Annotated in this window: 29 protein-coding genes; 19 read left to right on the top strand and 10 right to left on the bottom strand. The window is 70.6% G+C overall.

The features are described from left to right. The first annotated feature begins 6 nt into the window (after nucleotides 1-6). From leuD to G3I78_RS28850, 3 genes are all read left to right on the top strand, one after another. Nucleotides 7-600 (top strand): 3-isopropylmalate dehydratase small subunit, encoded by a 594-nt coding sequence (leuD, locus tag G3I78_RS28860; RefSeq protein ID WP_164429732.1) that lies wholly within the window; start codon nucleotides 7-9, stop codon nucleotides 598-600. A 299-nt stretch (nucleotides 601-899) separates the two neighbouring features. Then, nucleotides 900-1,130 (top strand): hypothetical protein, encoded by a 231-nt coding sequence (locus G3I78_RS28855; protein WP_028809826.1) that lies wholly within the window; start codon nucleotides 900-902, stop codon nucleotides 1,128-1,130. Between the two features lie 137 nt (nucleotides 1,131-1,267). Next, nucleotides 1,268-1,915: an HU family DNA-binding protein gene (locus tag G3I78_RS28850; protein ID WP_164429730.1), complete on the top strand. Its 648-nt coding sequence runs from the start codon at nucleotides 1,268-1,270 to the stop codon at nucleotides 1,913-1,915. A gap of 83 nt (nucleotides 1,916-1,998) precedes the next feature. On the opposite strand, the gene G3I78_RS52200 is transcribed toward G3I78_RS28850, so the two are convergent. Continuing rightward, nucleotides 1,999-2,190 carry a hypothetical protein gene (locus tag G3I78_RS52200; RefSeq protein WP_164429728.1) on the bottom strand — a complete coding sequence of 64 codons (192 nt, stop codon included), beginning with the start codon at nucleotides 2,188-2,190 and terminating at the stop codon, nucleotides 1,999-2,001. Nucleotides 2,191-2,195: 5 nt separating this feature from the next. Continuing rightward, nucleotides 2,196-2,873, bottom strand: a complete 678-nt coding sequence (cofC, locus tag G3I78_RS28840) for a 2-phospho-L-lactate guanylyltransferase (protein WP_164429726.1) — start codon at nucleotides 2,871-2,873, stop codon at nucleotides 2,196-2,198. Nucleotides 2,874-3,028: 155 nt separating this feature from the next. Here cofC and G3I78_RS28835 point away from each other — a divergent pair, with 155 nt between their 5' ends. From G3I78_RS28835 to G3I78_RS28825, 3 genes are all read left to right on the top strand, one after another. Then, nucleotides 3,029-3,793 (top strand): lysophospholipid acyltransferase family protein, encoded by a 765-nt coding sequence (locus tag G3I78_RS28835; RefSeq protein ID WP_164429724.1) that lies wholly within the window; start codon nucleotides 3,029-3,031, stop codon nucleotides 3,791-3,793. Then, nucleotides 3,790-4,800: an NAD(P)H-dependent glycerol-3-phosphate dehydrogenase gene (locus G3I78_RS28830; RefSeq protein ID WP_164429722.1), complete on the top strand. Its 1,011-nt coding sequence runs from the start codon at nucleotides 3,790-3,792 to the stop codon at nucleotides 4,798-4,800. The genes G3I78_RS28835 and G3I78_RS28830 overlap by 4 nt, the downstream gene beginning before the upstream one ends. Nucleotides 4,801-4,882: 82 nt before the next feature. Continuing rightward, entirely contained in the window at nucleotides 4,883-6,040 is a 1,158-nt protein-coding gene (locus tag G3I78_RS28825) for a D-alanine--D-alanine ligase family protein (RefSeq protein WP_164429720.1), read from the top strand. 59 nt (nucleotides 6,041-6,099) lie between these two features. On the opposite strand, the gene G3I78_RS28820 is transcribed toward G3I78_RS28825, so the two are convergent. Beyond that, complete coding sequence (locus G3I78_RS28820; protein WP_164429719.1) at nucleotides 6,100-6,591, bottom strand: DUF3515 domain-containing protein; 492 nt, start codon at nucleotides 6,589-6,591, stop codon at nucleotides 6,100-6,102. A gap of 19 nt (nucleotides 6,592-6,610) precedes the next feature. Next, nucleotides 6,611-6,844: an Lrp/AsnC ligand binding domain-containing protein gene (locus G3I78_RS28815; protein ID WP_003997603.1), complete on the bottom strand. Its 234-nt coding sequence runs from the start codon at nucleotides 6,842-6,844 to the stop codon at nucleotides 6,611-6,613. 203 nt (nucleotides 6,845-7,047) lie between these two features. Between G3I78_RS28815 and G3I78_RS28810 the strand changes: the two genes are divergently transcribed. Together G3I78_RS28810 and thiD are read left to right on the top strand one after the other, a co-directional pair. After that, entirely contained in the window at nucleotides 7,048-8,016 is a 969-nt protein-coding gene (locus G3I78_RS28810) for a thiamine-phosphate kinase (RefSeq protein ID WP_164429717.1), read from the top strand. Then, nucleotides 8,013-8,813 (top strand): bifunctional hydroxymethylpyrimidine kinase/phosphomethylpyrimidine kinase, encoded by an 801-nt coding sequence (gene thiD, locus G3I78_RS28805; RefSeq protein WP_164429715.1) that lies wholly within the window; start codon nucleotides 8,013-8,015, stop codon nucleotides 8,811-8,813. Before G3I78_RS28810 ends, thiD begins: the two co-directional genes overlap by 4 nt. A 21-nt stretch (nucleotides 8,814-8,834) precedes the next feature. Here thiD and G3I78_RS28800 read toward each other — a convergent pair whose 3' ends face one another. Both G3I78_RS28800 and rpmB read right to left on the bottom strand, forming a co-directional pair. Beyond that, entirely contained in the window at nucleotides 8,835-9,026 is a 192-nt protein-coding gene (locus tag G3I78_RS28800; RefSeq protein WP_239158099.1) for a hypothetical protein, read from the bottom strand. Nucleotides 9,027-9,112: 86 nt separating this feature from the next. Continuing rightward, entirely contained in the window at nucleotides 9,113-9,298 is a 186-nt protein-coding gene (rpmB, locus tag G3I78_RS28795; RefSeq protein WP_003993230.1) for a 50S ribosomal protein L28, read from the bottom strand. Nucleotides 9,299-9,554: 256 nt separating this feature from the next. Between rpmB and G3I78_RS28790 the strand changes: the two genes are divergently transcribed. Next, a complete protein-coding gene (locus G3I78_RS28790) occupies nucleotides 9,555-11,249 on the top strand; it encodes a DAK2 domain-containing protein (RefSeq protein ID WP_164429713.1) in 1,695 nt (564 codons plus the stop codon). 31 nt (nucleotides 11,250-11,280) lie between these two features. Here G3I78_RS28790 and G3I78_RS28785 read toward each other — a convergent pair whose 3' ends face one another. Then, on the bottom strand, nucleotides 11,281-14,313 hold the full coding sequence (locus tag G3I78_RS28785; RefSeq protein ID WP_164429711.1) for a tetratricopeptide repeat protein: 3,033 nt from the start codon (nucleotides 14,311-14,313) through the stop codon (nucleotides 11,281-11,283). Next, entirely contained in the window at nucleotides 14,313-16,148 is a 1,836-nt protein-coding gene (locus G3I78_RS28780; protein ID WP_164429709.1) for an HSP90 family protein, read from the bottom strand. The genes G3I78_RS28785 and G3I78_RS28780 overlap by 1 nt, the downstream gene beginning before the upstream one ends. 168 nt (nucleotides 16,149-16,316) lie before the next feature. Between G3I78_RS28780 and recG the strand changes: the two genes are divergently transcribed. The 8 genes from recG to mutM all read left to right on the top strand — a co-directional run bounded on the left by recG (nucleotide 16,317) and on the right by mutM (nucleotide 23,585). Further along, nucleotides 16,317-18,524: an ATP-dependent DNA helicase RecG gene (gene recG / locus G3I78_RS28775; protein ID WP_164429707.1), complete on the top strand. Its 2,208-nt coding sequence runs from the start codon at nucleotides 16,317-16,319 to the stop codon at nucleotides 18,522-18,524. Between the two features lie 39 nt (nucleotides 18,525-18,563). Next, complete coding sequence (gene rsmD / locus G3I78_RS28770; RefSeq protein ID WP_164429704.1) at nucleotides 18,564-19,166, top strand: 16S rRNA (guanine(966)-N(2))-methyltransferase RsmD; 603 nt, start codon at nucleotides 18,564-18,566, stop codon at nucleotides 19,164-19,166. After that, complete coding sequence (coaD, locus tag G3I78_RS28765) at nucleotides 19,163-19,672, top strand: pantetheine-phosphate adenylyltransferase (protein ID WP_164429701.1); 510 nt, start codon at nucleotides 19,163-19,165, stop codon at nucleotides 19,670-19,672. The genes rsmD and coaD overlap by 4 nt, the downstream gene beginning before the upstream one ends. Nucleotides 19,673-19,729: 57 nt before the next feature. Continuing rightward, nucleotides 19,730-20,797 carry a cell division initiation protein gene (locus G3I78_RS28760; RefSeq protein WP_164429699.1) on the top strand — a complete coding sequence of 356 codons (1,068 nt, stop codon included), beginning with the start codon at nucleotides 19,730-19,732 and terminating at the stop codon, nucleotides 20,795-20,797. 132 nt (nucleotides 20,798-20,929) lie between these two features. After that, nucleotides 20,930-21,580 carry a DUF177 domain-containing protein gene (locus tag G3I78_RS28755; RefSeq protein WP_164429697.1) on the top strand — a complete coding sequence of 217 codons (651 nt, stop codon included), beginning with the start codon at nucleotides 20,930-20,932 and terminating at the stop codon, nucleotides 21,578-21,580. 2 nt (nucleotides 21,581-21,582) lie between these two features. Further along, entirely contained in the window at nucleotides 21,583-21,756 is a 174-nt protein-coding gene (rpmF, locus tag G3I78_RS28750; protein WP_007493396.1) for a 50S ribosomal protein L32, read from the top strand. Between the two features lie 19 nt (nucleotides 21,757-21,775). Then, nucleotides 21,776-22,585 (top strand): ribonuclease III, encoded by an 810-nt coding sequence (gene rnc, locus G3I78_RS28745; RefSeq protein ID WP_164429899.1) that lies wholly within the window; start codon nucleotides 21,776-21,778, stop codon nucleotides 22,583-22,585. Between the two features lie 139 nt (nucleotides 22,586-22,724). Then, nucleotides 22,725-23,585, top strand: a complete 861-nt coding sequence (gene mutM, locus G3I78_RS28740; RefSeq protein WP_164429695.1) for a bifunctional DNA-formamidopyrimidine glycosylase/DNA-(apurinic or apyrimidinic site) lyase — start codon at nucleotides 22,725-22,727, stop codon at nucleotides 23,583-23,585. Here the strand turns inward: mutM and G3I78_RS28735 are convergent. Continuing rightward, complete coding sequence (locus tag G3I78_RS28735) at nucleotides 23,558-23,959, bottom strand: helix-turn-helix domain-containing protein (RefSeq protein ID WP_164429694.1); 402 nt, start codon at nucleotides 23,957-23,959, stop codon at nucleotides 23,558-23,560. The two genes, mutM and G3I78_RS28735, sit on opposite strands and share 28 nt — an antisense overlap. Nucleotides 23,960-24,087: 128 nt before the next feature. Further along, complete coding sequence (locus G3I78_RS28730; RefSeq protein ID WP_164429692.1) at nucleotides 24,088-25,161, bottom strand: CAP domain-containing protein; 1,074 nt, start codon at nucleotides 25,159-25,161, stop codon at nucleotides 24,088-24,090. A gap of 171 nt (nucleotides 25,162-25,332) precedes the next feature. On the opposite strand from G3I78_RS28730, the gene G3I78_RS28725 reads away from it, so the two are divergent. Both G3I78_RS28725 and G3I78_RS28720 read left to right on the top strand, forming a co-directional pair. Then, nucleotides 25,333-25,614 carry an acylphosphatase gene (locus tag G3I78_RS28725; protein WP_164429690.1) on the top strand — a complete coding sequence of 94 codons (282 nt, stop codon included), beginning with the start codon at nucleotides 25,333-25,335 and terminating at the stop codon, nucleotides 25,612-25,614. 382 nt (nucleotides 25,615-25,996) lie between these two features. After that, nucleotides 25,997-26,200 carry a hypothetical protein gene (locus G3I78_RS28720; RefSeq protein ID WP_057616507.1) on the top strand — a complete coding sequence of 68 codons (204 nt, stop codon included), beginning with the start codon at nucleotides 25,997-25,999 and terminating at the stop codon, nucleotides 26,198-26,200. Nucleotides 26,201-26,382 lie beyond the last annotated feature (182 nt).

Here is a 26,382-nt window from a genome sequence, read left to right as displayed (position 1 = left end):
TCAGCCATGGAAGCATTCACCACGCACACCGGCCGGGTCGTCCCGCTGCGCCGCTCCAACGTCGACACCGACCAGATCATCCCTGCTCACTGGCTCAAGAAGGTGACCAGGGACGGGTTCGAGGACGGACTGTTCGAGGCCTGGCGCAAGGACGAGAAATTCATCCTCAACCAGCCCGAGCGCAAGGGCGCCACGGTCCTGGTCGCGGGCCCCGACTTCGGCACCGGCTCCTCCCGTGAGCACGCCGTGTGGGCGCTCCAGAACTACGGCTTCAAGACGGTCATCTCGTCCCGGTTCGCCGATATCTTCCGCGGCAACTCGCTCAAGAACGGCCTGCTCACGGTCGTTCTGGACCAGAAGATCGTGGAGGCCCTCCAGGAGCTGAGCGAGAAGGACCCTGAGGCCGAGATCACGGTCGACCTCCAGGCCCGCGAAGTCCGCGCCGAGGGCGTCACCGCGAGCTTCGAGCTGGACGAGAACTCCCGCTGGCGGCTGCTGAACGGGCTGGACGACATCTCCATCACCCTCCAGAACGAGGCCGACATCGCGGCGTACGAGGCCAAGCGGCCGTCGTACAAGCCCCGGACGCTCCAGACGTGACCCCGGGGTCGCCCTCCGGGTGACCCGAACCCTCCTTCGGAGCAACTGAACAGGTCGAGTTTCGGCCACGCGAACCCCCTTCTGTACCCCCGATCAGCCCGATCGGGGGTACAGCCGTGTCTGCGCCCGAACGTCTTCGCACAGGCACTGGCTTTCATTCAACTTCCCACGTTACAAAGGGTGTTGCGGGGGTACGCGGATCCTGTGACCGTGGCTTTCGCACATGCCCGGATGGCCGTCTGAGGTGGCAGTTGCCCCCCTGGCAGGCGACAACTCGCCCCAGATGGCACAATCTGTGCATGGAACACGACGGCCAACTCGAGCTCTATGCGGCAGTCGCGGACCAACTGAAGGAAGCGCACGCAAGGGTGCGCGCACTGCAAGTCCCGGAGGGCGTACGGATGGCGCTGACCCGGAAGCTGCTGGTCATAACGGCCGCGGCCAAGCACGACGTCGTCGAAGCGACAAGGCGTCTGGAGCGGTTCACCGCTGACCTCGACGCGGGTCGAATCCCGGAAGAGGAGCGCTGAACAAGTCCAGGGCAGCCGAGTTCGTTGCGGCACAAGGGTGATAAGCCCGTTTCGTGTTTGATTTGCGGTATATATCTGCCTAACGTGCGAAAAAGCCTGAACAGTTTCGTTCCGGCAATGTCTCCGAAGGGGAAGACGTGAACAAGGCGCAGCTCGTAGAAGCGATTGCCGACAAGGTCGGTGGCCGTCAGCAGGCCGCCGAGGCGGTCGACGCGGTCCTGGACGCCATCGTCCGCGCGACGGTCGCGGGTGACCGGGTCTCGGTCACCGGGTTCGGCTCGTTCGAGAAGGTCGACCGCCCGGCCCGTTACGCCCGCAACCCCCAGACGGGCGAGCGGGTTCGGGTCAAGAAGACCTCCGTTCCGCGCTTCCGTGCGGGTCAGGGCTTCAAGGACCTGGTGAGCGGCACGAAGAAGCTCCCGAAGAACGACGTCGCGGTCAAGAAGGCGCCCAAGGGCAGCCTGACCGGCGGGGCTTCGGCCACGGTCAAGAAGGCGGCCGCGAAGAAGGCGACCACCGCCAAGACCGCCGCCGCGAAGAAGACCACGGCGAAGAAGACGACGGCCAAGAAGACCACGGCCGCCGCGAAGAAGAACACGGCCAAGAAGGCGCCCGCCAAGAAGACCACGGCGACCGCCAAGTCCGCCGCCGCCAAGAAGACGACGGCCAAGAAGGCCACCGCCAAGAAGGCTCCGGCGAAGAAGGCCACCGCCAAGAAGGCGCCGGCCAAGAAGTCGGCCGCTCGCACCACCACCGCCAAGAAGGCCACCGCTCGCAAGAGGTAAGGGCGCAGGGCACTCACGCGCCGGGCCGGACTCCGTGACGGAGTCCGGCCCGCGGCGTGTTCAGGGGGTGCGACGCAAGGCCCTCAGAAGGTCTGGAGAGTGACGAGCGTGACCTTGTCACCGGTCATCTCGATGCGGACGCGCTGTCCGGGGCGCAGCAGCCTGAGACCGCCCGCGTCGAAGGCCGGGGCGTCGACGGGCAGCGGCGTGCCGTCGTCCAGGAGCACCTGGCCGCTGCGGCTCTCCTGGTCGTAGGTGTACGCGGTTGCCTGCATGGCGGTCAGGGTAGTGGCTGACTCGGCGCCGGGCGCGGGCGATCCGTGGCGGGTGCCTGGTCCATCGCCGAGACGACCGCCTTCGTGTGCCTTCCCACTCCCAGCGTCAGCGCCGCCCGCAGGTCCTCGCCGGTGTCCACGTCCTGTCGTACGGAATCGACGTCGGTGAGGAGGAGTTCCGCGGCTCCCGAGGAGCGGTGGTGCCGCCGGGAATGCGGGCCGAAAGCGGGACGCAATTCCTGACCCTCCCCGGCCGTCAGCAGAGTCGTACCTATGCCCGCCGCGTCCGCGAGGAAAGCGCGCGGGAATTCCGTCGCCGAGTCCAGGACCCGGGCCAATTCCAGCGGCCGTAGAGCCGGCAGATCGGCGTTCAGGGCCGCGAGGGGGGTTTCGGGGCGCAAAGACCGTACGGCGGCCGCTCCGTGCGCGAGAGCCGCGTTCAGGCCGTCCGCGGGCTCGTCCGGGACGATGCGGGCGCCCAGGGCCGCCAGCTCGCGGGCGGCCAGCGCGTCGTCCGTGACTACCGCCACATCCCGGACCGCCGGGCAGGCCAGCGCGGCCGCCACGGTGTCCTGGGCGAAGGCGAGGGCCAGTCCCGGGCGCACCCCGTCGGAGGCGGTGTCCGAGAGCCTGCTCTTGGCCCGCGCCAGGGGTTTCAGCGGGATGACCAACGTCCACTGCACGAGGGTTCCGTCCTTGTCTTCTCGCGGCCATTGTCACTCAGTCGTCATACGGTCCATCTGGCGGTGTCGGCGGCGGGGCGTACGGTGTTCTCGACAGACCGTCGGCCTGGGGCGACACTTGTGCGGCCCGCCAGGCCCAAGAGGAAGGTGTCCGCGTGCCCCGCCGCAGAATCGGCTTCTGGTACCGCCTCGCAGCGGTGATCGCCAAACCGCCGCTCGTGGTTCTGATCAAGCGGGACTGGCGTGGAATGGAGCACATTCCGGCCGACGGCGGATTTATCACCGCGGTCAACCACAATTCGCACATCGATCCCTTCGCGTACGCGCACTTCCAGTACAACACCGGGCGCGTTCCGCGATTCCTCGCCAAGAGCGGTCTTTTCAACAAGGGATTCATCGGCGCCATGATGCGCGGCACGGGGCAGATTCCCGTCTACCGCGAGACCACCGACGCGCTGAGCGCCTTCCGGGCCGCCATCGACGCCGTCGAGCGCGGCGAATGCGTCGCGTTCTACCCCGAGGGCACCATCACCCGCGACCCCGACCAGTGGCCCATGACCGCCAAGACCGGCGCCGCGCGCGTGGCCCTGCAGACCAAGTGCCCGGTGGTCCCGGTCGCGCAGTGGGGCGCCAACGAACTGCTGCCGCCGTACGCCAAGAAGCTCAACGTCCTTCCGCGCAAGACCTCGCACGTCCTCGCGGGACCTCCGGTGGACCTGTCGCCGTTCTACGACAGGGAGATGACCCCGGACCTCCTGAAGGAGGCCACCGAGGTCATCATGGCCGCCGTCACCGTCCTGCTGGAGGACATCCGGGGCGAGAAGGCACCCGACACGGCGTACGACCCGCGCCGCGAGCGGATCGAACAGCGCCGCCGGACCCAGTCCCAGAGCGGCCACGAGGGGGAGAAGAGCAAGTGAGCAAGCCCGTCAAGGCGGCGGTTCTCAGCGCCGGTTCATGGGGTACGGCCTTCGGTGTCGTGCTCGCCGACGCAGGCTGCGAGGTCACCCTCTGGGCGCGACGCCCCGAGGTCGCCGAGGCCGTCAACTCCACCCGGACGAACCCCGACTACCTTCCCGGCGTCGAACTCCCGGAAGGCGTCAGGGCGACCACCGACCCCGCCGAGGCCGCCGCCGGGGCCGACTTCACGGTGCTGTCGATCCCCTCGCAGACCCTGCGCGCCAACCTCGCCGAGTGGACCGGGCTGCTCGCCCCCGACACCGTCCTCGTCTCCCTCATGAAGGGCGTCGAACTCGGCTCCGCCATGCGGATGAGCGAGGTGATCGAGGACGTCGCCAAGGTGGGCCAGGACCGCGTCGCCGTGGTCACCGGACCCAACCTCGCGCGCGAGATCGCCGCCCGGATGCCGGCCGCCGCGGTGGTCGCCTGCACCGACGAGGCGGTGGCCCAGCGGCTCCAGGCGGCCTGCCACACACCGTACTTCCGCCCGTACACCAATACGGACGTGGTGGGTTGCGAACTGGGCGGCGCCGTGAAGAACGTCATCGGCCTCGCCGTCGGCATCGCGGACGGCATGGGACTCGGCGACAACGCCAAGGGCTCGCTCATCACGCGCGGTCTCGCGGAGACGACCCGACTGGGCCTCGCGATGGGCGCTGACCCCCTCACCTTCTCCGGACTCGCCGGTCTCGGCGACCTGGTGGCGACCTGCTCCTCGCCGCTGTCGCGCAACCACACCTTCGGCACCAACCTCGGCAAGGGCATGACCCTGCAGGAGACCATCGCGGTCACCAAGCAGACCGCCGAGGGCGTCAAGTCCTGTGAGTCCGTGCTGGATCTGGCCCGCAGGCACGGCGTCGACATGCCCATCACCGAGACCGTCGTCGGCATCGTGCACGAGGGCAAGTCCCCGGTGGTCGCAGTCAAGGAGCTGATGTCGCGCAGCGCGAAGCCCGAGCGACGCTGAGCCACGACCTCGCTCCTTGCCCCGTACGCCGCGGGGGCGGACGCTGTCTCAGGGCACTACCAACGGGTACTCTCAACGCGATATGAGCACCGAGAACCTCCCCCAGAGCCCTGAGCAGCCCGCTCGCAAGCCGCGCGTGGCCGTCGTGTTCGGCGGGCGCAGCTCCGAACACGGGATCTCCGTGGTCACCGCCGGCGCCGTCCTCAAGGCCATCGACCGGACCAAGTACGACGTCCTGCCGATCGGCATCACCCAGGACGGCCGCTGGGCGCTCACCGCCGACGAACCGGACCGCATGGCGATCACCGAGCGCCGTACGCCGAACGTCGACGAACTCGCCGAGTCGCACGAGGGCGGCGTGGTGCTCCCCGTCGACCCCGCGAACCGCGAAGTCGTCTACAGCGAGCCCGGATCGGTGCCCAAGGCCCTCGGCGAGGTCGACGTCGTCTTCCCCGTCCTGCACGGCCCCTACGGCGAGGACGGCACCCTCCAGGGCCTCCTGGAGCTCTCCGGTGTCCCGTACGTCGGCTCGGGTGTGCTCGCCTCGGCCGTCGGCCAGGACAAGGAGTACATGAAGCGGGTGTTCACCTCCTTCGGGCTCAAGGTCGGCCCGTACGTGGTGATCCGGCCGCGCGAGTGGGAGTCGGACGAGTCCGGCGCCCGCAAGAGGATCGTCGACTTCGCGGGCGAGCACGGCTGGCCGCTCTTCGTGAAGCCCGCGCGCGCGGGTTCGTCGATCGGCATCACCAAGGTCGACGACCTCTCCGGCCTCGACGACGCGATCGCCGAGGCGCAGCGCCACGACCCGAAGATCCTGGTCGAGGCGGCCCTGCGCGGCCGTGAGATCGAGTGCGGCGTCCTGGAGTTCGAGGACGGCCCGCGCGCGTCGGTGCCCGCGGAGATCCCGCCGCCGCAGGAGCACGCGTACTACGACTTCGAGGCCAAGTACATCGACTCGACCCCGGGGATCGTGCCGGCGCCGCTCACGCCCGAGGAGACGGCCGAGGTCCAGCGGCTCGCGGTGGACGCCTTCGACGCGGCCTCCTGCGAGGGCCTGGTCCGCGCGGACTTCTTCCTCACCGAGGAGGGGGAGTTCGTGATCAACGAGATCAACACGCTGCCCGGCTTCACGCCCATCTCGATGTACCCGCAGATGTGGGAGAAGAGCGGGATCGACTACCCGGTGCTGGTGGACCTGCTGATCCAGGCGGCGCTGCGCAGGCGGACGGGACTTCGGTAGCGGGACTTCGGTAGCGGGCGGTCGGTGGTCGCTGGTCGCTGGTCGCTAGTCGGTGGTCGCTAGTCGGCGATCCCCTCGGGGATCGCCTTCTTCATCGCCGGCGCCAGATCCACCAGAGGCGCCATGCCGTCCCCGGTGCGGCCCTTCGGGATCGTCACCTCGACGTACGCCTTGCGCAGTGTCGTCGTGAACCGGAACGACCCGTCGTCCTGCTTCTCCAGCAGCCAGCCCACCCCGTCGACCTCGACCCCGTCGGCGTTCGGGTCGTTCATCTTCGTGGGCCGGTCGATGCCGCAGCGCAGTATGATCGCCGGGTTCCCCCAGCCCGCGGTCAGCCTCGACGCGGGTTCGGGATCCCGGCGATCCTGGCCGTCGACCTCGGACGGCAGCGCCTTGTCCAGCTTCTGGCACAGTCCGGCGACCCGCGCGCCCGGACTGGGAACCGCGGCCCGGGCATCGTCGTCTGCCGAGGAGCAGCCCGCGGCCGTGATCAGCAGGACGAGCGCGGGCGGCCCGAGGACGACAAGGCGCCGGTGACGGAAGAAGTTCACCGGCCAAGGGTAGTGGGGGCTACAGATGCACGACCGGGCAGGTCAGGGTGCGGGTGATGCCGTCCACCTGCTGGACCTTCGCGACCACCATCCGGCCCAGGTCGTCCACGGTGTCGGCTTGTGCGCGGACGATCACGTCATAAGGTCCTGTCACGTCCTCGGCCTGGATCACCCCAGGGATCTTGCTGATCGTCTCGGCGACGGTCGACGCTTTGCCGACCTCCGTCTGGATCAGGATGTACGCCTGTACCACGGAACCTCCAGGGCGGCCACGAGGATCATGTGGGGAAAAGGAACGCCACGGTATCGCGTCGCCGCTCGCCGCGGGGAGACCCACGGGGGCGCGGACACCCGCGCCGGGGCGGGGCGACAGAAGTTGACGGTCCCCTCGACCGTATCGAGGACACTGGTGACGCGCGACCGGGCACGGCAAGGCACAGAAGGGGCGTAAGGGCAATGAAGGGCACTGTTGGTGAGCTCGGGGAGTTCGGGCTCATCAGGGAGCTCACCTCCCGTCTCACCACCACCCCCGCGGTCCGGGTCGGCCCCGGCGACGACGCCGCGGTGGTCGCCGCGCCCGACCGCAGGGTCGTGGCGAGCACCGACATCCTTCTGGAGGGCCGGCACTTCCGCCGTGACTGGTCCACGGCCTACGACGTGGGACGCAAGGCGGCCGCGCAGAACCTCGCGGACATCGCCGCCATGGGAGCCGTGCCGACCGCCCTGCTGCTCGGCCTGGTCGTGCCCGCCGAACTCCCCGTCACCTGGCCCTCGGAGCTCATGGACGGCCTGCGCGACGAGTGCCAGGTCGCCGGTGCCTCCGTGGTCGGCGGCGACGTCGTACGCGGCGACACCATCATGGTCTCCATCACCGCCCTCGGCGATCTGCGGGGCCAGGAGCCGGTCACCCGGGCCGGCGCCCAGCCCGGCGACCTCGTCGCGGTGACCGGCTGGCTGGGCTGGTCCGCGGCCGGGTACGCGGTGCTCTCCCGCGGCTTCCGCTCGCCCCGCGCCTTCGTAGAGGCGCACCGGCGCCCCGAACCGCCGTACCACGCGGGCCCGGCCGCCGCCGCGCTCGGCGCGAACGCCATGTGCGACGTGAGCGACGGGCTGATCGCCGACCTCGGACACATCGCCGAGGCCAGCAAGGTCCGCATCGACATCCGCTCCGACGCGATCGACATCCCGACCCAGATGAACGACATCGGACAGGCCGTCGGTGTCGACCCCATCCAGTGGGTGCTGACCGGGGGAGAGGACCACGCGATCGTGGCGACCTTCTCGCCGGACGTGAAGCTCCCGGCCCGCTGGAAGGTCATCGGCGAGGTCCTCAACCCCTCGGCGCTGCCCCAGGTGACGGTCGACGGGGCGCCCTGGACGAGCAAGGGCGGCTGGGACCACTTCGGCGGGGACATCGAGTCGTGAGGCCCCTCGTGCTCACCGTCGCGGGCTCCGACTCCGGTGGCGGGGCAGGGATCCAGGCCGACCTGAAGACGATGCTCGCGCTCGGCGTGCACGGCATGAGCGTCGTCACCGCCGTCACCGCGCAGAACTCCCTGGGCGTGCAGGGGGCTTGGCCGCTGTCCGTGGCGGCGGTGCGGGCGCAGTACCGCAGTGTCGTCGACGACATCGGCGTACAGGCCGTGAAGACCGGCATGCTCGCCTCGGCCGAACTCGTCGAGGCGGTCGCCGAGTTGATCGCCGCCACCGACGCCCCCGCGGTCGTCGACCCGGTGGGCGTCTCCAAGCACGGGGACTCGCTGCTGGCGGTGTCCGCGCTGGACTCGATGCGCACGAAACTGCTCCCGGCCGCGACCGTGGCCACCCCGAACCTTGACGAGGTCGCCCAACTCACCGGCGTACGCGTCGAGTCGGAGGAGCAGCTGCCCGAGGCCGCGGCGGCCGTGCTGTCGTACGGACCGCGATGGGTGCTGATCAAGGGCGGCCATCTCCCCGGCGACGCCGTCGACCTGCTCACCGACGGCACCGAGGAGCACTGGCTGCGCGCGCCCCGGCACGACAACCGGCACACCCACGGCACGGGCTGCACCCTCGCCTCCGCGATCGCCTCGCAGCTCGCGAAGGGGCGGACCGTGCCGGAGGCCGTGACGGCCGCCAAGGAGTACGTCACCGGGGCGATCGCCGCCGGCTTCGCGCTCGGCGGCGGGATCGGGCCCGTGGACCACGCCTGGGCGCTCAGAACGGGTACGCCCGCAGTTTGACGCCGGTGGCCGCCTTCTCGGTCAGCCGCTTGCAGAAACGGGCGCCGGTGGACGCGAGCCGAGGACCCGGTACATCCGGTCCCGGCCGCGGATGCGCCACTCGATCGCCGGGGCGACGAACGGGCCCGCGTTCCCCGAGATCTTCTGCCACCCCTCCTCCAGGGCCTTGAGGGCGGCCGGGGCCTCCCGGCCCATCCCGGCGAAACGTCCCACCCGGCAGGGCACAGCAAAAAGCCGGTCCACCGAGGTGGACCGGCTCAGTGCAGCGAACCAGCAGTGGCCGCGCGCTTAGCTGTGCGTCAGCGCGAGACCTTGCCGGCCTTGATGCACGAGGTGCAAGCGTTCACGCGCTTCGGCGTCCCGCCGACCACGGTACGGACGCGCTGGATGTTCGGGTTCCAGCGACGAGACGTACGGCGGTGCGAGTGCGAGATGTTGTTGCCGAAGCCCGGCCCCTTGCCGCAGACGTCGCAGTTGGCAGCCACGGGTCACTCCAAAGACTTCAGATGCACTTACGGTTGGATCCCGGCGGGCCGGGATCGAGATCGTAGGATCAGAGATCTGAGTGGCGCTGCCAGGGGAATGGCCCGATCTGCATCGGGCAACCGGAGCAGCATACAACGACTGCGCCAGTAGAACGAAACTACCATGGCTGATCAGGCCCCCGCTCCCAGCCCTCTTCCGGCGGACACCCGCCCGGGGTCTACGCTGCGTCCAGTCCAGCAGCCCGAGGAGGCGCAGGTGGCGCAGGTGCCGCAGACATTCTTCGATGCTCTCGCGGTGCGCACCTGGTGCGGTCTCGCGCTCCGGGCCCTGGGACGGGCGCGCGAGGAGATCGACGCGATCAACGTCTACCCCGTCGCCGACGGAGACACCGGCACCAACCTGTATCTGACGGCCGAGTCCGCCGCCGCCGCCGTGGAGGCCGTCTTCGAGGCCCACGGCGCCCACGACTCCGGCAAGCCCACGCTCGCCGACGCCTCGCGCGCGATGGCGCACGGCGCCCTCATAGGCGCCCGCGGCAACTCGGGCACGATCCTCGCCCAGCTGCTGCGCGGCATGGCCCAGGTCCTCTCCGCCGACGACGAGAGCACCCACACGGACGGCGACGGCCTGCGGCTCGCCCTGCGGCACGCGGCCGACTCCGCCCGCCAGGCCGTGGCCCACCCCGTCGAGGGCACGGTCCTCACCGTCGCCGCGGCCGCCGCCGACGCCGCCGGGGGAGCGGACGGCGACTGCGGGACGGTCGCCCGAGCCGCCTACGAAGGGGCGCGGGCGGCACTGGCCGAGACACCCGGGCAGCTGGCGGTCCTGGAGCGCGCGGGAGTGGTGGACGCCGGCGGGCGAGGACTGGTGGCGGTGCTGGGGGCGCTGGTGGAGACGTTCACCGGGGAGATGCCCCGGGAGGTCGCCGTGGCGGCGGGCGCGGGGCACGCGCGCGTGACGGACGACACGGCTGGGACCTCCCCCGTGACGCCCCCGGAAGAGTGCGCCGACGCCCCGGACACCGGTGGCCCCGCCTTCGAGGTGATCTACCTCCTGGAGGCCGACGACAGCGCCGTGGCCCGGCTGCGGGCACGGCTCGACGGGCTCGGGGACTCCCTCGTGGTGGTCGGCGGCGACGGACTGTGGAACGTCCATGTCCACGTCGACGACGCCGGCGCCGCCGTGGAGGCGGGCGTCGAGGCCGGCCGGCCCTACCGGATCCGGATCACCCACTTCGGCGTCGAGGACGTGCACACCACCGGCGCCGAACGGCCGCCCCGCGAGCGCGCCCAGCGGGCCGTCGTCGCCGTCGTGCCCGGCGAGGGCCTGGCCGGGCTGTACACCGAGGCCGGCGCGACCACCGTGCTCGCGCGCCCCGGCGAGCCGCCCGCGAGCGGGGAGCTGGTGGAGGCCGTACGACGGGCCCACGCACGCGAGGTCGTACTGCTGCCCAACGACGCCGAACTCCGCCACACCGCCGCCGCCGCGGCCGAGCAGGCCCGCACCGAGGGCATCCGGGTCGCCCTCATCCCCACCCGCTCCGCGGTCCAGGGCATCGCCGCGCTCGCCGTGCACGAGCCGGAGCGCCGGTTCGACGAGGACGTCGTCCAGATGACCTCCGCGGCCGGCGCGACCCGTCACGCCGAGGTCGTCGTCGCGGAACGCCAGTCCTGGACCATGGCCGGCATCTGCCAGGCCGGTGACGTCCTCGGCCTCATCGACGGCGACGTGGCCGTGATCGGCTCCGACGTCACCGTCACCGCCGAGACCGTCCTCGACCGCATGCTCTCGGCGGGCGGCGAACTGGTCACACTCGTCCTCGGCGACGAGGCTCCCGAGGCTGTCGCCGAACGGCTGGAGGCACGGGTGCGGGAGTCCTACCTTGCCGTGGACACGGTGGTGTACCGGGGTGGGCGGCAGGGGGCGTTGCTGCTCATCGGGGTCGAGTGAGTGCCGGTGTCTTCGGCGGTGCCGGGAGCGGTCAGCCTTCCTGTGCCTCTTCCTCGATGAGGCCGAGCAGTTGCCGGGCCTCGGCGCGACGGGCCTGTGCCGTCGTGTCGTGGGCGTCGGGACGATCCTGTCGCGTCGTGTCGCGGACGTCGGGACGAACCTGTTCCGTCGCATCGCCGACGTCGCGACGATCCCGTTCCGTCCCGTCGTCGCCGCCCCCACCATAGGCCGCCAGCACCGCCCGCGCCCGCGCCGCGGCCTCCTCCGGCCGGCTCAGGTCCGCCGCCAGCCAGCCCGCCGCGAGCTCGGCACCGGTCCGGGCGTCCAGGGCGTCCTCGCCGACCGAGGTGAACACCACGATCGCCTCGGTCATCTGCGCCAGCGCCTCCTCCAGCACCGCCCGGATCGAGTCGTCCTCGGCGTCCTCGGCCACGGACCGCGCCAGCAGGTCCCCGAACTGCCGGTGGGTGTGCCCGAGCTCACCGACGAGCCGCTGCCGCGCCTCCGCGTCGTCCCGGGCGGCCTCCAGCGCGGTCTCGCACTCCCGGACCGCGTCCGCCATCAACTCCCGCGCCGCGTCCGCCCCGTCGTCCTCGGCGCGCAGTGCGAGCCACGCGCGGGCGCGCAGGGAGCGGATGAGGCCGTGGACGTTGCCCAGCTCGCGCCACAGACCGCCCGCGCGCGCGTACGCCCGGTCCGCCTCGGCCGGCAGGCCCGCCGCCCCGAGGGACTCGGCGGCCAGGTGGGCGAGGGTCGCGTGGTCGTGCTGCTCGGGCCAGTGACGGGCGATCTCGGCGGCCTGAAGACGCCGTTCGGCCGCCTCCCTGTGCTCGCCCAGCTCGCTGAGACAGTCGCCGAGCCACCACTGGGCCTGTACGACCGCGCCGTCACCATGGGTCTCCGCACTCAGGTCGGGCAGCGCCGACTCCAGCACCTCCGCGGCCTCGGCCCACCGGCCCTGCCGCAGCAGGAACCCGCCCAGCTGGTGCCGGGCCAGGGCGCCGAGCGCCGGACCCTGACCGGCCGCGTCGGCCCAGTGCGCCGCCTCCAGGGCGTGCTCGGCGGCCTCCTCGGACCGTCCCGCGCCGCCGACCACCTCGGCGAGCTGGAGATGCAGCTGGGCCCGCCCGACCGCCTCCAGGTGCGGACCGCCGTGCTCCAGGGCCGCCCGAAGCGCCCGCTCCGTCCCGGCCGGGTCGCCCAGGTGGTGCCGGAGTCCCGCCAGCCGGGCCTCGTACTCCACGGCGAACCACGGCAGCCCCGCGTCGACGAACCCCGCCGCCGCCCGCGTGAACAGCTCCGCCGCCGCCTCCACGTCCCCGCCGCGCGCGGCCAGTTCCGCCAGCATCGCCCGCGCCTCGGCGACCCGGGCGGCGAGCCGTACGTCGTCCCCGGTGCGCCCCTCGACGAGCGCGAGCACCTCCCGTACGGCCGACTCGGCGTCGGACGGGAACGTCTCGTCGTCGCCCTCGTGCATCCGCCGCATCAGGATCCGCGCCCGGGACATCAGCACCGAGGCCGTCTGAGGCACGCCCGTGCCGTCCACGGCGTAGAGCGCGAGGACCTCGTCGTACGGCCCCGCGACCGCCGCGAGTGCTTCGTCCACCTCACCGGCCAGCGCGCGTACGTACGCCGCACGCGTGCGTGCCGCGAGCGCCTCGCCGGGGTCACCCGCCTCCGCGTACAACTCGGCGGCCAGCTCGAACAGTTCGAGCCCTTCGGGGCCCAGGTCCATCGCCTCGTGGTCAGCCATCTCGGCTCGGTCGCGCGGCTCCAGCTCGACGCCCTCGGCAGCCCGTCCGACGGCCGCCCACGCCTCCACGGCGTTCGGCCGGAGGGTGTCCGACAGACGGCGGGCCTCGGCGATCAGCGCGGGAAGGTCGGGCTCCTGAGCCGTCACGGGGACGGTCGCCGGGGGAGCGGTGACCGTCCGGACCGCCCGCACTCCGAGCGGCAGCCGTTCCACCAGCGGTCGCTGCGCCATGCGCGCGCGTATCCGCTCGCTCACGTGGGCCGTGCCGTTGCGCTCGTCGAAGCGGGCGGCCAGCGCGAGGGCCTCCTCACGCGCGTGGGCGGCGAGTTCGGCGGCGGTCCAGGACCGGCTAGCGGGGCCCGGCACCGACTGCCCGCCGAGGCCGAGCGCGGTCAGCCGGTCCATGAGGAGGGCCACCACGGACATGAAGTCCAGCTTGCTGCGCGGATGGCCGTCGTCCGTGAAGTATGCGGGCCGCTCCGCGAGCAGTTCGAGACCGCGCGCCTCGTTGCCGGTCAGCACGCAGAACTCGACGTGGTCCGCGTAGGCGCCCCGCATGCTCTCCATGGACCGCACGAGCCGGAAGCCGCGCAGATGGTTGGCGCGTGCCTCGTCGGGCCGCCCCAGCCGCAGCAGCGGCGTCAGGGAGGACGCGAGGGCCGCGTGCGGCTCGTGGGCGCAGGTGAACTCGCCCGCCAGGACCGGCGCCCACAGCTCCAGCGCATCTGCGTCCCGGCCGCGCTGCGACTGCCACGAGCCCTGTTCGTGCAGCTCGCACGCGTGACAGTCCGCCATGGTGTCCCGGTCGGCCGCCAGCCAGGAGGTGTACGCCCGCTCGGCCCGCGCCAGGTCCCCCACGTGCGCGGCCACGCTGTACTCGGCGCTGCGCACGGCCCGCTCGGAGTGCCCGGCGAGCCGGTAGCGGTGCTCCATCTCGCCGAGCCACTTCTCCATCGCGGCGAGCGGGATGTGCGGCTGGTCGAGCATGCCGGTGGTCATCCACTTGAAGACCCAGTGCAGGGAGTGCGTCTCGTACTCGTCGAAGTCCTCGGGGTGTTCGTCCCACATGCGCAGCAGGCGCGCGAAGGGGACGAACATCTTGTCCTTCTCGGAGCTGTAGTTGTAGACCTTCAGCTGGTGGCCGAGCGCCTCGATCACCGCGAGCGGGATGTTCAGCTCCTCGGCCGCGGCGAGCAGCTGCTCCGCGCGCGCGTTGCGGCCGGGCCCCTCCGGTTCCTCGGAGTTCTCGGCCATCGCCCGGCGCAGCGCGTCGAAGTCGGTGATTCCGGCGGTCCCGTCGATTCCGCTCATCAGCGGTCCTCCTCGCCGTTCGTGGCCCACTCCAGCAGTCCGATGAAGGCCCGGTTCAGCAGCGCCGAGTCCGCGGGCCGCAGGGGCCGCTGCGCCATCAGCAGCGCCTGTCCGTACAGGGACTCGGTGGCGGTGCCGATCAGTTCCGGATCGCCCAGCGAACCGATCCGCCGTACCAGCGGGTTGAGCTGGTTCAGCACCAGACGCGCGCGTGGGGCGCTGCCGCGCAGCGAGCCGAGGATGCCCGCCCACAGGTCGTCGGCCTGCTCCTCGGCGTCCGCGCGGGCCTGCTCGTGCCGGGCGTCCCGGTCGTCCAGGTGCAGCGCGGGCACGGACAGCGGCCGGAACGCCCGCAGGACGACGTCACAGCCCAGCGGGTCGAGCTTGGCCCGCGCGGCCGCCAGGAAGCCGGCCAGCGCCAGTTCCTCGGCCGGGTCGACCAGGTTCAGATGGGCGGTCACGGTGTCCGCGTCCAACTCGGCGACGACCGTCCCGGGCCGCACCGAGGGCAGCGCCTCGACCAGGTCGCTGTCGTACGTGTAACCGCCGTTGACCACGCCGATACCCTGCGCCGACGCGATCGGCGCGACCTGCCGGTACTCCTCGACGGTCCGCGTGAAGTGCACCACCGGGTGCCGCTGCGCGAACTCCTCCAGGGACAGCCGTCCGTCGGTCGTCTCGAAGGGCAGCCACGGCAGCATCGTGCGCAGCATCTCCCGGTCGTGCCGCGCCAGCGACTTCACGCCCAGGTGGTGCACCGACAGGAAGGCCGCGAGCCGCTCCGGGTCACCGACGGCCAGCCCGGTCAGCCAGGACCGGATCCGTTCCCCCAGCGCTTCCCGGACGGCCGCCAGCGTCTCGTCCTCGTACAGCGACTCGCGCGAGGCCGTGGGCCGCAGGCTGTCGGTGTCCAGGACGCAGCGCACGAAGAACGCCCAGTCCGGCAGCAGCTGTTCGGCCCGCTCGGTCAGCAGCATGCCCTTGAGGTGCACGCGATGCGTGGCCCGCTGCGCCGGACTGACCGCCGACGGGAGGACGTACGCCACTCCGCGGATCCCGGCCAGCGGGACGTTCAGCTCGATCGAGTCCAGCGGGGTGAAGCCGAACAGGTCGTGGCAGTGCCGGGACAGGGCCACCCTGCGGTTGGCGGGGGAGGGGTACGGCCGGTCCCAGGGCGCCGGCAGATCGGTGACCGCCTCGTCGCCGACCCGGACGTCGTACGGCAGCAGCGAGCCGAAGTCCCGGGCCAGCCGGAGGACCCGCTCAGGGGTGAGCCATTCGCCCGCGCCCGCCCGCGCGACCAGGTGCACGGTGGTGCCCGGCTCCGGACGGGCCTCGTCCGGCAGCGTCCGCACCCGGTACGAGCCGTCGTCGCTCGCCGTCCACTCCACGGGCGGCGCGTCCGGCGTACGGGCGCTGCGGCTGACCACGCGAATCCGCTCGGCGACCACGAAACAGGCGAGCAGCCCGATGCCGAACTGCCCGAGGAAGTCGGAGCGGACCTCCTGAAGTCCCTCGGCCCGCTTGGAGCTGCGCCCGATGGTGGCCAGCAGGTCGTGCACGTCCTCCTCGGTGAGCCCGACCCCGGAGTCCTCGACCCGCAGGGCGCCCTCCTCGGCGTACAGCCGCACTCTCGCCGGAGCGTCCGGCTGCTCGGCCCGCCGGGCCGTGATCGCGTCCACGGCGTTCTGCAGCAGCTCGCGCAGATAGACCTTGGGGCTGGAGTAGAGGTGATGGGAGAGGAGGTCCACCAGACCGCGCAGGTCGACCTGGAACGTATGAGGTTGCTGAGGTACCTGGGGTGTCTGTGATGACTGTGAGGTCTGGGAATCCATCGTCGCAGCGCCGGTGGGAGGAACGTTCGCGCGGCGCGGGGTCGGGCGGTCCCGGGTGGGGCGGTGACCGCGGGGGATGGCCGGAGCGCGTCATCCTAAGTCCCCAACCAGCCGTCTGACCAGGGGTTTCCCGGTATGTATACGGCAATGTCAGTGGCGTGGTGTGCAATGGATCTCGTGCCCGCACTGGAAGAACCGTTGAAGAAGGTGCTCGGCCCCGCCACCGCGAAGGTGATGGCCGAGCACCTCGGCCTGCACTCCGTAGGCGACCTCCTGCACCACTACCCGCGCAGATACGAGGAGCGGGGCCAGCTCACCCACCTCGCCGACCTCCCCCTGGACGAACACGTCACCGTGGTCGCCCAGGTCGCCGACGCCCGCCTGCACAGCTTCGCCTCCGCCAAGGCGCCGCGCGGCAAGGGGCAGCGGCTTGAGGTCACCATCACGGACGGCAGCGGCCGCCTCCAACTGGTCTTCTTCGGCAGCGGTGTGCACAAGCCCCACAAGGAACTCCTGCCGGGCACCCGCGCGATGTTCGCCGGCAAGGTCTCCCTCTTCAACCGCCGCCTCCAACTGGCGCATCCGGCGTACGAATTGCTGCGGGGGGACGCGGAGGAGACGGTCGAGACCTGGGCGGGCGCCCTGATCCCGATCTACCCCGCCACCGCCAAGCTGGAGTCCTGGAAGATCGGCAAGGCGCTCCAGACGGTCCTGCCGAGCGCCCAGGAGGCCGTCGACCCGCTCCCGGAGTCCCTGCGCGAGGGCCGTGGCCTGGTCCCCCTCCCCGAGGCCCTCCTCAAGATCCACCGCCCGCACACCAAGGCCGACATCGCCGACGCCCACGCCCGCCTCAAGTGGGACGAGGCCTTCGTCCTCCAGGTCGCCCTGGCCCGCCGCCGCCACGCGGACGCCCAACTCCCGGCGGTCCCGCGCAGACCCGCCCCGGACGGCCTCCTGACCGCCTTCGACGACCGCCTCCCCTTCACCCTCACCGAAGGCCAGCAGAAGGTCTCGAAGGAGATCTTCGACGACCTGGCCACGGACCACCCGATGCACCGCCTGCTCCAGGGAGAGGTCGGTTCGGGAAAGACGATGGTGGCCCTGCGCGCCATGCTCGCCGTCGTCGACGCGGGCGGGCAGGCCGCCATGCTGGCCCCCACCGAGGTGCTCGCGCAGCAGCATCACCGCTCGATCGTCGAGATGATGGGCGAGCTGGCCGAGGGCGGCATGCTGGGCGGGTCCGAGCACGCCACCAAGGTGGTGCTGCTCACCGGTTCGATGGGGACGGCCGCGCGCAGGCAGGCGATGCTGGACCTGGTCACCGGTGAGGCGGGGATCGTGATCGGCACGCACGCGCTGATCGAGGACAAGGTGCAGTTCCAGGACCTGGGCCTGGTCGTGGTCGACGAGCAGCACCGGTTCGGCGTCGAGCAGCGGGACGCCCTGCGCGGCAAGGGCAAACAGCCCCCGCACCTCCTGGTCATGACGGCCACCCCCATCCCTCGCACGGTCGCCATGACGGTCTTCGGCGACCTGGAGACCTCCGTCCTCGACCAGCTCCCGGCCGGCCGCTCCCCGATCGCCAGCCATGTCGTCCCCGCCGCCGACAAGCCCCACTTCCTCAGCCGCGCCTGGGAGCGGGTCCGCGAGGAGGTGGAGAACGGCCATCAGGCGTACGTCGTCTGCCCCCGCATCGGCGACGAGGAGGACGACCCGAAGAAGGCCGGCAAGAAGAAGTCCCCCGAGGACGAGGCGGAGAAGCGTCCGCCGCTCGCGGTCCTGGAGATCGCCGATCAGCTGGTCAAGGGAGCGCTCAACGGCCTGCGCGTCGAGGTCCTGCACGGCCGTATGCACCCCGACGACAAGGACGCGGTCATGCGCCGCTTCGCCGCCGGCGACACCCACGTCCTGGTCGCCACCACCGTCATCGAGGTCGGCGTCAACGTCCCGAACGCCACGGCGATGGTCATCATGGACGCCGACCGCTTCGGCGTCTCCCAGCTCCATCAGCTGCGCGGCCGGGTCGGCCGGGGTTCGGCGGCGGGCCTGTGCCTGCTGGTCACGGAGATGCCGGAGGCGAGTCCGGCCCGCCAGCGCCTGAACGCGGTGGCGTCGACCCTGGACGGCTTCGAGCTCTCCCGCATCGACCTGGAACAGCGCAGGGAGGGCGACGTCCTGGGCCAGGCCCAGTCGGGCGCCCGGACCAGCCTGCGGGTCCTCGCCGTCATCGAGGACGAGGAGATCATCGCGGAGGCGAGGGAGGAGGCGACGGCTGTGGTGGAGGCCGACCCGGAGCTGACGGACCTCCCCGGCCTGCGTACGGCCCTGGACGCGCTTTTGGACGAGGAGAGGGAGCAGTACCTGGAGAAGGGCTGAGAAAATGGACCGGCAACCATCCCCGAACAAGGACCGAAGATGACTCGCGTGATCGCGGGCAGGGCCGGCGGACGCCGCCTGGCCGTCCCGCCGGGAAACGGAACCCGTCCCACCTCCGACCGCGCCCGCGAAGGTCTCTTCTCCACCTGGCAGTCCCTGCTCGGCGCCCCCCTGGCAGGCGAGCGGGTCCTCGACCTCTACGCCGGATCAGGCGCGGTCGGCCTCGAAGCCCTCTCCCGGGGCGCCGGACACACCCTCCTCGTCGAGGCCGACGCCAGAGCCGCCCGCACCATCCGCGAGAACGTCAAGAGCCTCGGCCTCCCGGGCGCCGAGGTCCGCGCGGGCAAGGCCGAACAGATCATCCGGACCGGGGCGCCCGCACAGCCGTACGACCTCGTCTTCCTGGACCCGCCCTACCGAGTCACAGATCACGATCTTCGCGAGATTCTCCTCACACTCCGCACGGAACACTGGCTCGCGCCGGAGGCCCTCGTCACCGTGGAGCGCAGCACCAGAGGCGGCGAATTCGGCTGGCCGCCCGGCTTCGAGCCGGTCAAGGCCCGTCGTTACGGCGAGGGAACGTTTTGGTACGGTCGCGCCGCCACGGGCGACAACGCCTCTACGTGCGAAGACGCACGATGACCGGACCGGAGAGCGAGGGATCTCAAGTGCGCCGCGCCGTCTGTCCCGGGTCGTTCGACCCGATCACCAACGGACACCTCGACATCATCTCCCGCGCCTCCAGACTGTACGACGAGGTCTATGTCGCGGTGATGATCAACAAGTCCAAGAAGGGCCTGTTCGAGATCGACGAGCGGATCGACCTGATCCGCGAGGTCACCGCCGAGTACGGCAACGTGATCGTCGAGGCCTTCCACGGCCTCCTCGTCGACTACTGCAAGCAGCGCGACATCCCGGCCATCGTCAAGGGCCTGCGCGCGGTCAGCGACTTCGACTACGAGCTCCAGATGGCCCAGATGAACAACGGCCTGAGCGGTGTCGAGACGCTTTTCGTACCGACCAACCCCACCTACAGCTTCCTGTCCTCCTCGCTCGTCAAGGAGGTCGCGACCTGGGGCGGAGACGTCTCCCACCTGGTTCCCCCACGGGTCCTCGAAGCCCTGAACGAGCGCCTCCACCAAGCCTGATGGGGCTACAGTCGTCCCGTCCGTCTCCAACACAGCTGTAGAGAGTGGCGAGCACAGGTGGACGTGCAGAAGAAGCTCGACGAGATCGTGGCCTCGGTCTCCGGCGCCAGGTCGATGCCCATGTCGGCCTCGGTGATGGTCAACCGCGCCGAACTGCTCGCGATGCTCGAAGAGGTGCGCGAGGCCCTGCCCGGTTCCCTCGCGCAGGCCCAGGAGCTGATCGGCGGCCGTGAGCAGATGGTCGAGCAGGCCCGCCAGGAGGCCGACCGGATCATCTCCACGGCGCACGCCGAGCGCGGCTCGCTGATCTCCGACACCGAGGTCGCCCGCCGCTCCCAGGCCGAGGCCGACCGGATCCTCAACGAGGCCCGTCAGGAGGCCGAGGACGTCCGCGCCGAGGCCGACGACTACGTCGACTCCAAGCTCGCCAACTTCGAGGTCGTCCTCACCAAGACCCTCGGCTCGGTCGGCCGCGGCCGCGAGAAGCTCCTCGGCACCGGTCCCGGCCTCGACGAGAACGGCTACGAGGACGAGGACGCCCCCGAGCGCAGCCACGACCCCGAGACCCTGCGCAAGGACGCCGACTCCTACGTCGACGCCAAGCTCGGCGCCTTCGAGGCGGTCCTCGCCAAGACCCTGGAGGCCGTCGGCCGCGGCCGCCAGAAGCTGCACGGCCGTATCGCCTCGGACGACCTCGGCGCCCTCGCCGACGACACCTCCACCGTCCAGCACTCCAGCGACGCCGACTACCTGGCCGACCTCGCGGCCCTCGCCGAGCAGGACAGCCGGGCCGCGGCCCGGGCGCAGCAGACCCCGGCCGAGCAGCCGGAGTACGCCCAGCAGGCGGCGTACGGCTATCAGCAGCAGACCGACGTCTACGGCGGCTACCAGCAGCAGCCCGATCCGTACGCGCAGCAGGACCAGTACGGCTACCAGCAGGCCGATCCCTACGCCTACCAGGGCTACGACCAGCAGCAGGCCGGGTACGACCCGCACCAGGCCCAGCAGCAACAGCAGGCTCACCAGGCGCAGCAGAGCTACGCCCTGGACGAGACCAGCCTCTTCGACACCGGCATGATCACGCCGGAGCAGCTGAGGGCGTACGAGCAGGGTCGCGGCCAGTAAGGGACCACCGGATTGGGCCGTGAGCGAAAGGTCCAGTATCCTGGCTCTTCGGTCGCGTGTACGTCCGCGATCAACGCTGCCCGGGAACACCGAAGGGCAGCGTCCCTCTGAGTTCGAAGATCGAAAGCAGGAATGGCTCTGAACGCCCGCCTCGACCACCGCAACCCTCTCGTGTTCGACACACACGAGCTGGGCCGGCGTCCTGGCGCGCTCCAGCGCCTGACCCGTGAGATCGACGCTCCCAAGGATCTCGGGATCCAGGGAGTGATCGGAGTGCCGGAAGGCGCCCCGGTCGAGCTCGACCTCCGCCTTGAGTCGGTCATGGAAGGGGTGCTTGTCACAGGCACCGCCCGTGCACAGGCCAAGGGGGAGTGCGTAAGGTGTCTGGAGCCGCTTGAGCTGGCGCTCGAAGCGGACTTCCAGGAGATGTTCTCGTACCCTGACGCCGACGACCGTGGCCGCCCCGCGGCGGAACCGGCCGACGACGCCGAGGAAGACGAGGACAGGCTCTTCATCGAGGACGGATTGTTCGACCTCGAACCCGTGCTGCGTGATGCGGTGGTGCTCGCACTGCCGATGCAGCCGGTGTGCCAGGACGACTGTCTGGGCCTGTGCTCCGAGTGCGGAGCGCGGCTCACGGACGACCCGGACCACCACCATGATGCCGTCGACATTCGTTGGGCGGCTTTGCAGGGACTCGCCGGTTCACTCGGAGACGGCGAGAAGGACGAGATCAGCGGCGCTGACGCGGAAGCGGGCGTCGACGAGAAGCAGGAGAAGTAGCCGTGGCTGTTCCGAAGCGGAAGATGTCGCGCAGCAACACGCGCCACCGCCGGTCGCAGTGGAAGGCTGCGGTCCCCACCCTGGTTGCGTGCGAGCGCTGCCACGAGCCCAAGCTGCAGCACATCGCGTGCCCGTCTTGCGGCACCTACAACAAGCGCCAGGTCCTCGAGGTCTGAGCGGCTGGTGAGAGGCACTGTGTCCACGCCGAAGAAGAACTCGGGCGACAACCAGGCCTCGTCCCACACGCTGTTGGAAGGGCGGCTCGGGTACAAACTCGAGTCCGCCCTTCTGGTGCGTGCGCTGACCCACCGTTCCTACGCGTACGAGAACGGCGGTCTGCCGACCAACGAGCGGCTGGAGTTCCTCGGGGACTCCGTGCTCGGTCTGGTCGTCACGGACACGCTGTACACCACCCACCCCGACCTGCCCGAAGGCCAGCTGGCCAAGTTGCGGGCCGCGGTGGTCAACTCGCGTGCGCTGGCGGAGGTCGGTCGCGGACTGGAACTGGGCTCCTTCATCCGGCTCGGCCGGGGTGAAGAGGGCACGGGCGGCCGGGACAAGGCATCCATCCTCGCCGACACCCTTGAAGCGGTGATCGGTGCGGTCTATCTCGACCAGGGCCTCGACGCGGCCTCCGAACTGGTGCATCGCCTGTTCGACCCGCTGATCGAGAAGTCCTCGAACCTCGGAGCCGGCCTGGACTGGAAGACCAGTCTCCAGGAGCTCACCGCGACGGAAGGACTCGGCGTGCCCGAGTACCTGGTCACGGAGACCGGCCCCGATCACGAGAAGACCTTCACTGCTGCCGCCCGCGTCGGAGGCGTCTCGTACGGCACCGGCACCGGCCGCAGCAAGAAGGAGGCGGAGCAGCAGGCCGCTGAGTCCGCGTGGAGGTCCATCAGGGCCGCCGCGGACGAGCGCGCCAAGGCGGCGGCGGAGAAGGCTGTCGAAGCCGTCGAAGCCGCCGAGGACGACGACGAAGGTCCGTCGTCCGTCTCCGCCTGACGCCTGGAGCGACAGCGCGCCCTGAAACAGAGCGCGGCTGGGACGACAGCGCGTCCGGAAGAACAGCGCGGTCGAGCGCCTGCCCCGTACACCGGGGCGGGCGCTCGGCTCTTACACCGGTCTGTGACGGGGGAGCCCCATGCCCGAGTTGCCCGAGGTCGAGGTCGTACGGCGGGGTCTCGAGCGGTGGGTCGCCCACCGTACGGTCGTCGATGCCGAGGTGCTGCACCCGCGTGCGGTGCGCCGGCATCTCGCCGGTGCCGACGACTTCGCGCACCGGCTCAAGGGGCACCGCGTGGGGACGCCCAGCCGGCGCGGCAAGTACCTGTGGCTGCCGCTGGAGGACACCGGCCAGTCGATCCTCGCGCACCTCGGGATGAGCGGTCAGCTGCTGGTCCAGCCGCCCGCGGCGCCCGACGAGAAGCACCTCAGGATCCGGGTGCGGTTCGCGGACGAGGTCGACACCGAACTGCGCTTCGTCGACCAACGCACCTTCGGCGGACTGTCGTTGCACGACAACACCCCCGACGGACTGCCCGACGTCATCGCGCACATCGCCCGCGACCCCCTGGACCCGCTCTTCGACGACGACGCCTTCCACGCGTCCCTGCGCCGCAAGCGCAGCACCGTCAAACGGGCCCTGTTGGACCAGTCGTTGATCAGCGGAGTCGGCAACATCTACGCGGACGAGGCCCTTTGGCGCTCGCGCATCCACTACGAGCGCCCCACGGCGGGCTTCACGCGCCCGCGCACGGCCGAACTCCTGGGCCACGTAAGGGATGTGATGAACGCGGCCCTGGACGTCGGCGGCACCAGCTTCGACAGCCTGTACGTCAACGTGAACGGCGAGTCAGGGTACTTCGACCGGTCTCTCGACGCGTACGGCCGTGAGGGGCTGCCGTGCAAGAGGTGCGGTACGCCGATGCGCCGGCGGCCGTGGATGAACCGGTCCAGCTACTTCTGCCCGCGGTGTCAGCGGGCGCCGCGCGTCACGTCGTAGCGCTCGCGGGCGGCCAGTACGTCGTCCATGCGGCCCTCCACGAAATGGATGAGGCCGAGCAGTCGCTCGGCGACGTCACGGCCGAGCGGGGTCAGTTCGTAGTCGACGCGGGGCGGGTTGGTGGGCTGGGCCTCGCGGTGCACCAGGCCGTCGCGCTCCAGGGCCTGGAGGGTCTGGGAGAGCATCTTCTCGCTGACGCCGTCGACCCGGCGGCGCAGTTCGTTGAAGCGCAGCGAGCCCTCGTACAGGGCGCCGAGCGTCAGTCCGCCCCAGCGGCCCGTCACGTGCTCCAGCGTGCCGCGCGAGGGGCAGGCCTTGGCGAACACGTCGTACGGGAGGTCCTGCGCCTCCAGAGGCGGCTGTGTGGTGTCCATATCACGAGCGTACTGGAATACAGCACTAACCGACAGGTCGCACTAACCGGAAGTTAGTGCGACCGCGATCGATGCCGAAGCCCGGTGTCGTGGTGCCGCCGGTGTCCACGTCGTGGTGCCGTCGGTGTCTAGTACCCGAAGTCCTGCGTCCACCAGGGGCCGCCCGCGCCGAAGACAACACCCACGCCCAGCGTCTTGAAGTCGCAGTTCAGGATGTTGGCCTTGTGGCCGGGGCTGTTCATCCAGGCTTCCATGACGGCCGCCGGGTCGGACTGGCCCCGGGCGATGTTCTCGCCGCCGAGGCTGGTGATGCCGGCCAGCGCGGCCCGGTCCCACGGCGTCGCGCCGCTCGGGTCGGTGTGGTCGAAGAAGCCCTGGTCGGCCATGGCCTTGCTGAAGGCGGCGGCCAGGTCGGCCAGCGCGCTGTTGGCGGCGACCGGGCTGCAGCCGACCTTCGCCCGCTCGACGTTGACGAGCTGAAGCACCTCGGCAGCGGCGGCGGCCTCCGTGGAGACCTCCACCGGCGCAGTGGTCTCCTGCTGCGCCGGCTCCTTCTCCTTCTGGGAGGGAGTCGTCTCCGGCTTCTCGCTCGGGGTGGCGGCCGGCTTCTCCGTCGGCTTCTCGGTCGGCGCGGCCGTCGAGGTCGAGGGGGCCGGCGTGGGCGAGGAGGCGCGCTCGGCGTCCCGGCTGGTCGACGAGCCGTCCTCGCGGTTCTCGGCGCTGCCGGACGTGCCACCCTGCTCGGCCGGGGAGTTGGTGGGCGAGCCGGCCGCCTGGACGTCGCCGCCGGTGCTGGTGCCGCCGCCGAGCTTGTAGTTGTCCAGGCCGGGCACGACACCCGTGGCGACCGCGACCGTGCCGATCGCGACGGCCGCCGAGACCCCGAGCAGACCGGTCTTGACCGGCGTCACGAGGTTCCGCTTGCGGCGGCGGTGGGAGCCGCCGCGCCGGGGGCCGTCGGCGGGCGTGTAGCCCTCGCCGCGGTAGAGGGCGTACTCCTCCTCCGATGCGAACAGGTAGGCGTCACTGCGCGCGTAGGGGTCCGGCTCCTCCTGGCCCCGGTAGGTGGCGACGCCCACCGAGGTGAAGTTGTACGAGTCCTGTGGGTCGAATGCGCCCCCGTGGGAGCTGTGCGTCTCTGTGACCCCCGTGGCGCGGCCCGTGGCGGCGCGGCCGGCGGCGGAGCGTCGGTGGCGTCCCATGTCCTTGCCTTCCTCGTCTGTTCGTGAGGTCGACGCGTCCCCCCGGTCAACCAAGTCACAAAACCCACACGATCGAGTGAGTTTCGTATGAGATTCATTGGCAGCGGACAGTACCGCATGGCGCCAGAGGAGGGAGTGCCCAGAGAGACATTGGCCGGTTAGGTTGCACCCATGAGCGAGGATGTGCGACTGGTCGCCTGGGTGCGAGGACGCGTCCAAGGTGTGGGTTTCCGCTGGTTCACGCGGGCCAAGGCCCTGGAGATCGGCGGCCTGAGTGGTTTTGCTCTCAATTTGGACGACGGACGCGTCCAAGTGGTCGCGGAAGGGCCGCGGAAGGGCTGCGAAGGACTCCTCGACTGGCTCCAGGGTGACGACACGCCCGGCCGCGTGGACGGCGTCACCGAGATCTGGGACACACCTCGCGGGGGTTACGACGGCTTCGCCATCCGATGAGCCGTTTCTGTAAAACCGCCCAGGCGGAAGCGGAGGGACATGCCACCGGCACCTGCCCGCAGCAGAAAGGCGCTGGTGGTTGCCAAGAACGATGCTCCGTGGCAGGCTCCGCACCTAAGAATGATCGTCACGCCCCGAGAGCCCCGGGAAAGCCGCACCGCCGCCGTTCCAGGCCGCGCAGGCCCGGGTCGCCCGCCAATACGGGGTGTGATCGTGTTGACCGTCAAACTTTTTGGTGAGACGCTGAAAGCACCCCGCGCACCTTAGCTGTTTGGCATGGATGAACGGCAGCACGAACTCAAGAGTGTCAAGCACCGCGGGTGCGAATCCCTCACGACCCACACCGCTTCGGTCGGTCACTCAGTGTGGAGGACCATCCATCATGGCAAAGGCGCTTCTCGGTTACGTCGGCGGCTCCGACCCTCGACTCCTCGCCGAGATGCGACGGCTCCAGCAGCGCGTCCAGGACCTGGAATCCGAGCTCGTACGGATCCAGGCCGAGAACGACGCGCTCGCGGCTGCCGCTTCTCACGAAAGTCTCCTGGAGAGCATCGACGCACACCAGGCGGAGCCTGCGCTCACCTGATCACTGCATCGCTCCACGACAGCTCACGCAGTGGTTGGGCGGCCTGTATCAACCGCTAAGTTGTCAGAGTTTGCAAGGGACGCTTCGGCGTCCCTTCTTTCTTGTCCCCGTGCGCTCTCCCACCCTCTTTAACGTTTGGTGTGCCCTGCACGTTCAACGGTGAAACCGCGGGCGACAGCGCG

Source organism: Streptomyces sp. SID13726 (genome assembly GCF_010548375.1).
GTDB lineage: Bacteria > Actinomycetota > Actinomycetes > Streptomycetales > Streptomycetaceae > Streptomyces.
The sequence above is the reverse complement of the archived record's forward strand: the minus strand, read 5'-3'. Positions and strand labels throughout refer to the sequence as shown.

Coding starts and splice junctions, on each gene's coding strand:
- G3I78_RS28810 (WP_164429717.1), top strand. CDS start 7,048: ATGAAGGGCACTGTTGGTGAGCTCGGGGAGTTCGGGCTCATCAGGGAG.
- G3I78_RS28735 (WP_164429694.1), bottom strand. CDS start 23,959: ATGGACACCACACAGCCGCCTCTGGAGGCGCAGGACCTCCCGTACGAC.
- G3I78_RS52200 (WP_164429728.1), bottom strand. CDS start 2,190: ATGCAGGCAACCGCGTACACCTACGACCAGGAGAGCCGCAGCGGCCAG.
- coaD (WP_164429701.1), top strand. CDS start 19,163: ATGACCGGACCGGAGAGCGAGGGATCTCAAGTGCGCCGCGCCGTCTGT.
- G3I78_RS28785 (WP_164429711.1), bottom strand. CDS start 14,313: ATGAGCGGAATCGACGGGACCGCCGGAATCACCGACTTCGACGCGCTG.
- G3I78_RS28730 (WP_164429692.1), bottom strand. CDS start 25,161: ATGGGACGCCACCGACGCTCCGCCGCCGGCCGCGCCGCCACGGGCCGC.
- G3I78_RS28720 (WP_057616507.1), top strand. CDS start 25,997: ATGGCAAAGGCGCTTCTCGGTTACGTCGGCGGCTCCGACCCTCGACTC.
- mutM (WP_164429695.1), top strand. CDS start 22,725: ATGCCCGAGTTGCCCGAGGTCGAGGTCGTACGGCGGGGTCTCGAGCGG.
- G3I78_RS28755 (WP_164429697.1), top strand. CDS start 20,930: ATGGCTCTGAACGCCCGCCTCGACCACCGCAACCCTCTCGTGTTCGAC.
- leuD (WP_164429732.1), top strand. CDS start 7: ATGGAAGCATTCACCACGCACACCGGCCGGGTCGTCCCGCTGCGCCGC.
- G3I78_RS28780 (WP_164429709.1), bottom strand. CDS start 16,148: ATGGATTCCCAGACCTCACAGTCATCACAGACACCCCAGGTACCTCAG.
- G3I78_RS28725 (WP_164429690.1), top strand. CDS start 25,333: ATGAGCGAGGATGTGCGACTGGTCGCCTGGGTGCGAGGACGCGTCCAA.
- rsmD (WP_164429704.1), top strand. CDS start 18,564: ATGACTCGCGTGATCGCGGGCAGGGCCGGCGGACGCCGCCTGGCCGTC.
- recG (WP_164429707.1), top strand. CDS start 16,317: ATGGATCTCGTGCCCGCACTGGAAGAACCGTTGAAGAAGGTGCTCGGC.
- G3I78_RS28855 (WP_028809826.1), top strand. CDS start 900: ATGGAACACGACGGCCAACTCGAGCTCTATGCGGCAGTCGCGGACCAA.
- G3I78_RS28825 (WP_164429720.1), top strand. CDS start 4,883: ATGAGCACCGAGAACCTCCCCCAGAGCCCTGAGCAGCCCGCTCGCAAG.